Genomic DNA, 1,885 nt, shown 5'->3' on the forward strand with positions numbered 1-1,885 from the left:
GGGAATACTTAAAATATTCACCTGCAGTTCCTGGCAACTTTGCTAGAAAATTATTCACTTTAGACTTAAAAGTCATATTGTTGAAGTAAATTATGGTCATTACCGCCATAGGGATTACAATAAAAACTATGATTAAGATTAATTTTAATTTATTTGTTTTATTTTTTTTAGAAACCTCTATATTTTCCATTATTTTTCCCCCTATTGTTGGGCATTAATCTTATAACTTATTGTTGTATCGTTCTGTTTTTCTTCCTGTTTTTTTATTTCATAAAGGTGTTTTTCATACTCGTTTTCTTTTAATTTTTCAAATATCTTTTTTTCTTGTAATGCAACTATCATTTCTTCCTTAGTTTGATTTACTTGCTTTTGTACTTTAGTAACTATTTCTTCTTGCTTTTTTATTCTGAGATTTATATCATTAATATAATTATTATACATTGCTAAATTACCTACTTTAGTTTTAGTAGCAGATATATTTTTTTCATCTAGCAAATTCTTTTTATAATTATTGAAGTCATCTAGTTTAATTTCTTCATTATTTAATCTTCTTTGGACTATACCATATTGATTTTTCTTTAAATCTTCAATAGTTTTTTTATAATGCAGAACTTTTTCTAGTTTAAAGTTGAAATTCATAAAATACTACCCCCACCACTATTTATTAATTTGATTATCAATCTTTTCCATCATTTCAATAGTTTCTTTAAAGGGATATACATCTAAAGTTTCTTGTGTCAATAACTCATCAATATAATCCTTTAATTCAATAGCCTTATCTATCTTTTTATTGGTTCCTCTTTTATATGCACCAATATTAATTAAATCTTCAGATTCTTTGTATGTTGAAACTATATCCTTTATAGCATTAGCTTTGTCCAAATGTTTTTCATCTACTATGTTTGGCATAACTCTACTTACACTGGATAGTATATCTATTGCTGGATAATGATTTTGATTTGCTAATTTTCTAGATAGTATTATATGACCATCTAAGATACTCCTAACTGCATCTGTAATTGGTTCATTTAAATCATCCCCATCTACTAAAACTGTATATAAACCAGTAATAGTACCTGCTGAAGAAGTTCCCGCTCTTTCCAATAATTTTGGCATAACAGCAAAAACTGATGGAGTGAATCCTCTGGTAACTGGTGGTTCTCCTATAGCTAAACCAATTTCTCTTTGAGCCATTGCAAACCTTGTTACTGAATCCATTAACAACATGACATTATTTCCTCTATCTCTAAAATATTCAGCAATAGCAGTGGTAACTAATGCACCTTTGACTCGAATTAGAGCTGGTTGATCAGATGTAACTACTACAACCACAGATTTTTTTAATCCTTCATCTTTCAAATCATTTTCTAGGAATTCTCTAACTTCTCTACCTCTTTCACCTATAAGGCCTATTACATTTATATCTGCAGAGCTACTTCTAGAAACCATTCCCATAAGAGTACTTTTGCCTACACCACTTCCAGCAAATATACCTATCCTTTGACCCTTCCCACATGTAAGAAAGCCATCAATTGCCTTTATCCCTAAAGGCAAAGGTTGATCAATTAATCTTCTATCTAATGGATTTGGTGGAGAATTAGAAACAGGATAGGTTCTTTGAACCTTAATAGGCCCTTTTCCATCTATAGGATTGCCTAAACCGTCTAATATCCTTCCTATTAATTCTTCACCTACATTTACTCTTAAAGTCTTACCACTAGCTACTACTTTACTTCCTGAAGCGATACCTTTCATATCGCCTAGAGGCATTAAAAGTATTTTGTCATCTTTGAAACCAACTACCTCTGCTAATACAGGCTCATCTTTATGATGAGGATATATATAGCAAAGTTCACCTATGGTAGCTATAGGACCATTAGATTCT

General features: G+C 30.5%; 3 protein-coding genes. All 3 read right to left on the minus strand.

The annotated features are described in order from the left end of the window. On the minus strand, nucleotides 1-190 hold a 190-nt coding region (locus tag VK998_RS00450; RefSeq protein ID WP_325224253.1), incomplete at its 3' end, for a hypothetical protein. An 11-nt stretch (nucleotides 191-201) separates the two neighbouring features. Further along, nucleotides 202-639 carry a flagellar export protein FliJ gene (fliJ, locus tag VK998_RS00455; RefSeq protein WP_325224255.1) on the minus strand — a complete coding sequence of 146 codons (438 nt, stop codon included), beginning with the start codon at nucleotides 637-639 and terminating at the stop codon, nucleotides 202-204. 18 nt (nucleotides 640-657) lie between these two features. Beyond that, a partial coding sequence (gene fliI, locus VK998_RS00460) for a flagellar protein export ATPase FliI (RefSeq protein WP_325224257.1) occupies nucleotides 658-1,885 on the minus strand: 1,228 nt, incomplete at its 5' end.

Origin of the sequence: Schnuerera sp. (genome assembly GCF_035459645.1) — a bacterium.
Taxonomy (GTDB): Bacteria; Bacillota; Clostridia; order Tissierellales; family Tepidimicrobiaceae; genus Schnuerera.